General features: G+C 61.7%; 1 protein-coding gene. It reads left to right on the top strand.

The window, feature by feature from the left end; translation table 11 throughout:
* Positions 1–384: malic enzyme-like NAD(P)-binding protein (locus AB4097_RS21555; protein ID WP_442043353.1), on the top strand; the 384-nt coding region annotated here is incomplete at both ends.

Genomic DNA, 384 nt, shown 5'->3' with positions numbered 1-384 from the left:
GTACCGGTGTGATCCACTCCGGCCGTGATGACCTGAACCAGTACAAGGCCGTCTTCGCTCACGCGACCGACAAGCGCACCCTGGCTGACGCACTGGAAGGCGCCGACGTGTTTGTTGGCCTGTCCGGTCCGAACCTGCTGAGCGCTGAAGGCCTGAAATCCATGGCGGCCAACCCGATCGTGTTCGCATGCTCGAACCCGGATCCGGAAATCTCCCCGGAACTGGCGCACGCCACTCGCAACGATGTGATCATGGCCACCGGCCGTTCGGACTACCCGAACCAGGTCAACAACGTACTGGGCTTCCCGTTCATCTTCCGTGGTGCCCTGGACGTTCGCGCCAAGCGCATCAACGAAGAAATGAAAGTGGCTGCTGCCAACGCCC

It is taken from the genome of Microvirga sp. 2MCAF35 (genome assembly GCF_052115545.1).
Taxonomy (GTDB): domain Bacteria; phylum Pseudomonadota; class Alphaproteobacteria; order Rhizobiales; family Beijerinckiaceae; genus Microvirga.
This window is presented reverse-complemented; position numbering and strand designations above follow the sequence as displayed.